This is a genomic window from Bacillus siamensis KCTC 13613 (genome assembly GCF_000262045.1).
GTDB lineage: Bacteria > Bacillota > Bacilli > Bacillales > Bacillaceae > Bacillus > Bacillus siamensis.
The window spans coordinates 1-9,522 of sequence record NZ_AJVF01000045.1; the positions used below are offsets into that span (position 1 = coordinate 1).

Genomic DNA, 9,522 nt, shown 5'->3' on the forward strand with positions numbered 1-9,522 from the left:
GTTTGAAGAGCTTGTGGAACGGCTCGGCGTGCAGCGGGACATGAGCCGCAATCCGCTGTTTGACGTGATGTTTGTGCTCCAGAATATGGAGCATGAATCCTTGGTTTTAAATGAGCTGCATTTGACTCAAGCTGCGGATACCGGCCATAAAACAGCAAAATTTGATGCCACGCTTTATGCGGCAGAAGGGTCTGACGGCACCATCAGCTTTGATTTTGAATTCAATGCAGATATCTATCAAAAACAGACAATCGAAAAATGGCTTTCTTATTTTACTCGTATTCTTACGAAAGTGATTGAAGACCAAACAATACCGCTTGGTGACATTCACGTGCTGGATGATGCTGAAACAAATCGCGTCATTTATCAATTTAATCAGACGAAAAGCGATTATCCCAAACACGAAACCATCAGCCGTTTATTTGAGCGGCAGGCGGAAGAAACACCTGATGCCCAGGCTGTTGTATATCGCGGACAAATCTTGACATACAGAGAGCTGAACGAACGGGCTAACAGAATTGCTGCGGCGCTCCGATCAAATGGCGCCGGTCCGGAAAGTGTGGTCGCACTATTAACCGGCCGCACAACAGAGCTTGTTTCCGGCATTCTCGGAATATTAAAAGCGGGGGGCGCCTACTTGCCTATCGCTGACGATGTGCCGCGGGAACGGGCTGAATGGATGCTTAAAGACTGCAAAGCTGATATTCTCCTTCAATCTGATAAAGTTGACGGTCTGCCGCTTTCAGGAAAACGTTTATTCATAGAGGATATTCAAACACAGGCTGGATTGAGTGCAGTTAATCCCGAACCGCTCGGCGGACCCGAATCATTGGCCTACATGATTTATACGTCCGGGTCAACGGGTGCGCCAAAAGGCGTCATGGTTGAACAGCGAAGCGTGATCCGCCTTGTGAAAAATAGCAATTATATTGATTTCACGCCGAAAGACAGACTGTTGTTTACTTCATCATTAGGATTTGACGTCACGACATTTGAGATATTCGGCCCGCTTTTAAACGGCGCTTCTTTATATGTAAGTGACCAGGAAACCTATCTCGATTCTGATGACTTGGAAACATTTATACAGCAAAACGGTATAACGACACTTTGGCTTACATCGTCTCTGTTTAACCATTTATCTGAACAAAATGAACATGTGTTTTCGGGATTATCACGATTGATTATCGGCGGAGAAGCACTGTCCCCAAGCCATGTCAACCGGGTTCGGGGAGCACTGCCGCATCTTGCAGTATGGAATGGATACGGACCGACGGAAAACACAACGTTCTCGACATGCTTTTTGATTGAACAATCATACGATCATTCGATCCCGATCGGGCGCCCTGTCGGAAATTCAACCGCGTATATTATAAACGGCAGGGGAACACCCCAGCCGATCGGCGTCATCGGCGAATTATGCACGGGCGGAGACGGTGTGGCGAGAGGATATTTCGGACGTCCTGAGCTGACGGAAGAAAAATTTGTCCCTAATCCATTTGTTCCCGGAGAACGAATGTACCGCACCGGAGATTTAGCCCGCTGGCTGCCGGACGGAACGATCGAGTATGCGGGCCGAATGGATGATCAAGTGAAAATCCGCGGTTATCGGGTGGAGCTGGGAGAAATTGAAGCCGCTCTGAGGAGCTTGGACGGCGTGAAAGAAGCCGCAGTGTCAGTCAGAACCGGACAGTCCGGCAATAAAGAACTGATCGCATACATGAGCCTGCAGGCGGACATGAACATAGAAACAGTGCGTTCTTTACTTTCTCAGCGCCTGCCGAATTACATGATTCCGTCCTATATGATGGAGCTTGAGAGGCTGCCGCTTACGCCGAACGGTAAATTGGATCGGAAAAATCTGCCCGAACCGGAGCTCGCGCTTCAAACCGCATACACAGCTCCCCGCAATGAGCTTGAAGAACAGCTTTCCGCAATCTGGCAGGAAGTGCTCGGCGCAAAGCAAGTCGGAATTGAAGACTCATTTTTTGAATTGGGCGGCGATTCAATCAAAGCGCTGCAAGTTTCCGCACGGCTCGGACGCTATGGGTGGAAAATGGCGGCAAGTGACTTGTTCCGCCATCCGACCATTAAGGAACTCGCGCCTCTTATCCGGAAAGCGGAAAGAGTCATCGATCAGCGGCCGGTTGAAGGAGATATTCCTTGGACCCCCGTTCAGCACTGGTTTTTATCACAGCGGATGGAAAACAGAAATCATTTCAATCAGTCCGTCATGATGTTCAGCTCGGACGCTTTGCGTAAACAGCCGCTCAAAGAAGCTTTGCAGCATCTCGTCATTCATCATGATGCACTCCGGATCACTGTCAATGCAGAAAACGGAAGTCTCAGACAAATCAATCACGGCATCCAAAAGGATGAACTGTACAGCTTGGATATATGGGATCTGTCTGAAACGGATTCATGGGAAAGAGAAATAGAAACTGAAGTGGCAACACTCCAACAGCGGATGGACATTGAAAGAGGGCCGCTATTAAAAGCCGGCTGGTTCAAAACCCGGTCTGGGGATTATTTATTCATTACTATCCATCACTTGGCGGTTGACGGAGTGTCATGGCGTATTTTGCTGGAGGATTTATCAGCCGCTTACACTCAAGCCGTAAAAGGTCAGCCGGTTCAGCTTCCGCCAAAGACTGATTCCTTTAAGCAGTATGCAGAAAGGCTTTCAGAATACGCAAAAAGCAGCAAGCTGATGCGTGAAGAAGACTATTGGCGTTTTACTGAAGAAGAAACCGCCGCCGGGCTTCCTTATGAAAAACCGCTGCATCAGACGGGAGCCGACAGCATTCGGCAAACGGTAAGCTTTACGCTCTCAGAAGAAGAAACGTCCGTTTTGCTGCAGCAGGTCAACCGGGCCTACCATACCGATACGCAGGATATTCTCCTGACTGCGGCAGCCTTGGCTTTACGGGACTGGACAGGAGGCAGACTCCGCATCGCGATGGAAGGGCACGGAAGGGAGCATATCATGCCGGAGCTTGACATCAGCCGCACCGTAGGCTGGTTTACTTCCATGTATCCGGTGCTCATTGACTTGAATACAGCCGGTTCAGAACTTGGGACCGCGGTAAAAACAGTAAAAGACACACTCGGAAGAATACCGGATAAAGGAATAGGCTACGGTATTTTAAAATATATGACACCGCCTGAGCAAAAAACAATTCGGTTCGGACAAGCGCCTGAAATCAGCTTTAACTATTTAGGGCAATTCAATGATACAGAAGATCAGCACACGTTCAGTTTATCCGGTCTTGCGAGCGGGCACGACATTACGCCGACATGGCAGCGGGAACAAGCGGTGGAAATGAGCGCGATGGCTGCACAGCACAAGCTTCACTTCAGTTTGAGCTATCCGCCGAGCCGCTTTCGCAAAGAAACGATGGAACAGCTGCTGCAAACCTTACAACAATATTTGCGTGATATTATGGCGCACTGCACTGGCAAAGAAGAATCAGAAAAAACCGTTAGTGATTTTAGCAGCAAAACGTTAACATCTGATGATTTGGACAGCATAGCGAGTTTTGTCGAGGAACTGTAGAAAAAGGCGACGGGGAGATCATAACATGACAAAAAAGAATGCAATTCAGGATATTTATCCGCTGTCTTATATGCAGGAAGGAATGCTTTTTCATTCCCTCCTGCAAAAGGAATCACAGGCTTACGCCGAACAGGCCTCCTTTTCTATCACGGGGAAGGTTGACACCCGCGTGTTTGAAGAGAGCGTCCATGTTCTTTTCGAAAGACATGATATTTTCAGAACGATCTTTATCAGCCAGAACGTGTCCGTTCCGCAGCAGGTCGTATTAAAAGAGCGGAACGTCAGCATCATTGAAGAAAACCTCACCAATTTAAACAAGACTGATCAAACAAAATATATCGAAGAAGCCAAACGAAGAGACCGTGAGAAAGGATTTCATCTGCAAAAGGACATGCTGATGCGGGTGACGCTGCTGCAAACCGGAGAACGTGAATACACGTGCATATGGAGCTTCCATCACATCATTATGGATGGCTGGTGTCTCGGAATCGTGCTGAAAGAGTTCTTCCAGATATACGCCTCGCGGCTCCGCCAAACACCGTTAACGCTTGAGCCCGCTGTGCCGTACGGGACCTATATCAAGTGGCTGATGGAGCAAGATAAAGAAAAAGCCGCTTCGTACTGGGAGCGATATCTTGAAGGCTTTGAACAGCAGACTGTTCTGCCGAAACAGAAAAAAGCCGGCGGCAGCAGACAGGAGGAAGTGACGTTTTCCTTTTCAAAAGGGGACACAGCCAAGCTGAAAGAGCTGGCCGTGAAAGAAGAGGTCACACTGAGCACCATTTTCCACACGCTCTGGGGCATTTTGCTCCAGGCGTACAATCAGACAGAGGATGCGGTTTTTGGTTCTGTCATCTCCGGAAGGCCGTCTGAAATTGAAGGCATCGAGCGAATGATCGGCCTGTTCATTAACACCGTCCCTGTCCGGATCAGCGGAGCGGACATCCCGTTTCAAAAACTGATCAAAAACGTGCAAAAGGACGTTTTGAAAGGGCAGGCTTACAGCTATCATCCGCTTTATGACATACAAGCGAATTCACAAGTAAAACAAGGCTTAATTGACCATATTCTCGTCTTTGAGAATTATCCGGTTGAACAAGAACTTGACGTGCTGAACAGCGAGGGGGATACGAAAGATCTTTTCCACATCCATGATTTCAGCATGGAAGACGAAACCAATTACAGTTTTTATCTTATGGTGGCGCCGGGTGACGAGATTCATTTGAAAATGAGATACGATTCAAGCGTGTATGACCGCCAATTTATCGAAAATATCAAAGGTCATTTGACACATATCGTTTCCCAGATTCTCGACAAACCTGATATCACGCCGGATAACCTTGTAATCATAACTCCTGAGGAAAAAGAGCAGCTGCTTGCTCCAATTTCTGAAGAAACCGAAAAGCCTGAATATGACACAATTCATGCGATGTTTGAACGGCAAGCCGCACAAACGCCGGATCAAATCGCGATCAAGTATGAAGGCGAGTCAGTGACGTACAAAGAGCTGAACGAATCGGCTAATAAGCTGGCCCGCCTTCTGCAAAAACGCGGATTAAAGCGGGAGGAGCCGGTAGGCGTCATGCTCGGCCGTTCCCCTTCTTTAGCGGCGGCCGTTCTCGGTATTTTAAAAGCGGGCGGCGCCTTTGTCCCGATAGATCCCGGCAGTCCAAAGGAGCGTATCCGCTATATCATTGAAAACAGCGGCTGCGTCCATGTTGTAACAGAGCGGCACCAGTCAGTTCCCGCGGAACAAACGCTGCAAGTTACATACATAGAAGAAGCCGGGACAGAAGCGGACGGAAGCAATGTGCAATCCATTAATACAGCGGACGATCTGCTTTATATGATTTATACATCAGGAACGACAGGGAAACCGAAGGGTGTGCTGCTCGAACATAAAAATATGGCCAACCTGCTTTCTGACCAATCGACGAACACAGACATTGATTTTTGCACAAATGTGCTGCAGTACGCATCTGTGGCATTTGACGTCTGCTACCAGGAGTTATTTTCAGTACTCTTGAGCGGCGGCACTCTTTGTATCGTGCCGGAATCAATCAAACGAGATGTTTCTCAGCTGTATTCGTTTATCGATCAGCATAAAGCGGAAGTGGTATTTTTCCCGACTGCCTTTGTCAAAATGCTTTTCAATGAAGACGATTATGCACAGTCTTTTCCCCGCTGTGTGAAGCATGTCATTACGGCCGGAGAGCAGCTGACCGTCTCGCGGTTGTTCAGGCAGACGCTCCGTTTACACGGTATGCATTTGCATAATCATTACGGGCCGTCAGAAACCCATGTCGTTTCAACGTATACGATTTCTCCGGGAGATGACATACCTGAACATCCGCCGATCGGGAAACCGATCCATCATAACAAGATGTATATTTTCAGCAAAAACAGACAGCTTCAGCCTCTCGGAATTGCTGGAGAATTGTATATTTCCGGAGCGAATACAGGAAGAGGCTATGTGAACAATCCGGCGCTGACCGAAGAGAAATTTTTGCCGGATCCGTTCAGAAAGGGTGCCGTCATGTACCGTACCGGAGATTTGGCAAGACTGCGTGCGGACGGCCAAATTGAATACATCGGCCGGACAGATGATCAAGTGAAGATCAGAGGGTATCGGATTGAACCGAAAGAAATTGAAACCGTTCTGGCAAATCATCATGCCGTGAAAGAAGCTGCCGTGCTGATTCAAACGAATGAGTCGGGCGAAAATGAATTATGCGCCTACTGCAGCGTCTCACAAGCAACTGATCCTTCTCAGCTGCGGAGCGATTTGGCGAAAGAGCTGCCTGATTATATGATTCCGGTTAAATGGGCTTTTGTTGACGCGATTCCGCTCACTGCAAACGGAAAAGTCGACCAGCGTGCCCTTCCGGAAGCTTCGGGGTACGCCGCAGGCCGTCAATACACGGCTCCCCGGAATGTGACGGAGCTGAAACTGACCCGGATATGGGAAGAAGTGCTTCAGAGCGGCCCGATCGGTGTTCACGATCACTTTTTCGAGCTTGGCGGCCATTCATTAAAGGCGACGGCGCTCGTGGCAAAAATAGCCAAAGAGTGCAGCGTGCAAATTCCGCTGAGCGATGTCTTCAGCCATCCGACCGTAGAAGAACTCGCCAATATCATCAGCGAAGCAGAAGAGAATCCGTTCGCCTCTATAGAAAAAACAGAAACGAAAGAAACCTATCCTGTCTCATCCGCCCAAAAACGGATGTACGTCCTTCACCAGCTTGAAAATGGAGGAGTCAGCTATAACATTCCAGCCGTTTTAGAGGTGAAGGGGCCGTTTGACCCAAACAGGATAGAAGCCGTGTTCAAGGAACTGATCCGGCGGCATGAACCGCTAAGAACGTCCTTTGAAGAAAAAGACGGCCGGCCGGTGCAGAGGATTCATGACGAGGTGCCTTTTGCATTTACACAAGAACAATCAGCTGAAGCGTTTATCCGGCCGTTTGCCCTCGGCAAAGCGCCTCTTTTCCGGGCCGGATTTGTCCAAATTGAAAAAGACCGGCACCTGCTTTTAGCTGACATGCATCATATTATTTCAGACGGCGTATCCGTCAACCTTTTGATACGTGAATTCAGTGAACTGTATGCTGGGAGAAGTCTGCCTCCGTTACGGATTCAATACAAAGATTATGCCGTTTGGCAGCAATCATTCATGGCCGGCGCCGCATACAAAAAACAAGAGGAGTACTGGCTGAACCGTCTTGCCGGGGTGCTTCCCGTACTTGAATTGCCGGCTGATAAGCCGCGTCCGCCGGTGCGGAGCTTTTCCGGTGACCGGGTGTCATTTGTCATCAGCGAAAAACATACGGCACAGTTGAAAAAGCTGGCGAAAGAAAACAAATGCACACTTTATATGACACTGCTCGGTGTGTACACCGTTCTGTTAGCCCGTTTAAGCGGACAGGAAGATATGATTGTCGGGTCTCCGATTGCGGGAAGGCCTCATGCCGATCTTGATAGCGTTCTGGGCATGTTTGTCAATACGCTTGCAGTCAGGACGCGCCCCGCAGGAAGCAAGACATTTAAAGATTATTTACAGGAGATTCGCCAAACAGCGCTTGAGGCCTACGAACATCAGGATTATCCGTTGGAGGAACTCGTCGATAAGCTCGGTGTGCCGCGGGATATGTCCCGAAATCCGCTGTTCGATACAACATTTGCGCTGCAGAACATGGAACAGCAAAAGCTTAGGGCAGACGGGCTTGAACTGCAGCCGGCAGACATCAGCCTGCCGATTTCTAAATTTGATATGTCACTGTACATCTCGGAAAATGCTGGTGAATTGTACTGCCAGTTTGAATACAGTACCGATTTGTTTGAGAGAAAAACGATTCAAAAATGGGCGGGATTTTTTGCGACACTTGCCGAAAACGCCGCTGCTGATCCGGGATTGGAATTAAACGATATTTCCGTCTTATCAGAAAAAGAAGAAATGTCCCTGCTTCACGATTTCAGCCCCTTGCAGAAAACAGCGTTTCCGCTTGAGCAGCCTCTTCATGCTCTGCTGGAACAGCGGGCGGAGAAAACGCCGGACCGTCCGGCAATTTTAACTGACGACATTTCGATTACGTATCAAGAGCTGAACGAAAGGGCAAATGAGCTTGCGCACCAGCTGATAAAGCGGGGGATAAGGCTGGAGGATAAAACCGCCATCATGGGCCGGCGTTCTCCTGACATGCTGATCGGCATTTACGCCATCTTAAAAGCAGGCGGTGCATATCTGCCGATTGATCCGGATTACCCGAAAGAGCGGATTCGCTTTTTACTGAAAGACAGCGGCGTAAGATTCTTACTTGCGGAACCGGAACTTTCGGCCGCAGATCTTTTTGACGGAGAGATCATATCGCTGAAAAGCGGGCGAACAGGGAACCCGGAAGCCGCAGCCAACCCGAATGTTCCCGTAAAACCCGATTCATTGGCTTATATCATCTACACATCCGGTTCTACCGGACGCCCAAAAGGCGTGCAGGTTGAACATCAGTCAGCCGTAAACTTTTTATACTCGCTGCAAACGCGTTATAGATTAAGTGATTCTGACATCATTTTGCATAAAACATCATACTCTTTTGATGCTTCGATTTGGGAGCTGTTTTGGTGGCCGATCGCGGGAGCTTCTGTTTTCCTTCTTCCGCAAGGCGGTGAGAAAGACCCTGAAATAATACTGAACGCACTGGAGAATAACCGCATAACGGCGGCCCATTTTGTGCCTTCTATGCTTCATGCGTTCTTGGAATATATAAATTCCAGAAAACAGTCCGTCAAAAAGACCAGCTTAAAAAGGGTTTTTGCCGGCGGCGAACAATTGGGCCCGCACCTGGTTTCCCGTTTTTATGACCTTCTGCCGAAAACGGAATTGACAAATTCCTACGGACCGACAGAAGCGACTGTGGAAGCCTCGTACTTTGATTTACGGCGAGGAAGTGAATTTCATAATGTTCCGATTGGCATTTCAGGACATAACATGCGGCTGTATATTTTAAATCAAAAGAAACGGCTTCTCCCGCCGGGATGTATCGGAGAGCTGTATATTGCGGGGACAGGGGTGGCCCGGGGCTATTTGAACCGGCCTGAGCTGACGGCGGAACGTTTTCTCGATGATCCGTTTTATCCGGGAGAACGCATGTATCAGACGGGCGATATCGCACGCTGGACAGAAGACGGGCTTGTCGAATGGCTCGGCCGTTCAGACGGACAGGTAAAAGTCCGCGGCTACCGGATTGAACCGGGGGAAATCGAAGCCGCACTCCGGCGCATCGACGGCATTCGTGAGGCGGCGGTCACCGCCCGGACCGAACACGGCGAAACCGCGCTTTACGCCTATATCGAAGGACGGGGAAGCGATGACGTGCGGGCGGAGCTTGCGACACGCCTTCCGGCCTACATGGTGCCGGCTCAGTTTATAGAGATGAGCGAGTGGCCGGTCACACCGAGCGGAAAGCTTGACCGCC

At 49.1% G+C, this 9,522-nt stretch carries 2 protein-coding genes; both read left to right on the plus strand.

What is annotated here, in order from left to right; genetic code table 11:
* A partial coding sequence (locus tag Y79_RS0119730; RefSeq protein WP_029575381.1) for a non-ribosomal peptide synthetase occupies positions 1–3,553 on the plus strand: 3,553 nt, incomplete at its 5' end.
* Between the two features lie 25 nt (positions 3,554–3,578).
* A partial coding sequence (locus Y79_RS0119735; protein WP_029575382.1) for a non-ribosomal peptide synthetase occupies positions 3,579–9,522 on the plus strand: 5,944 nt, incomplete at its 3' end.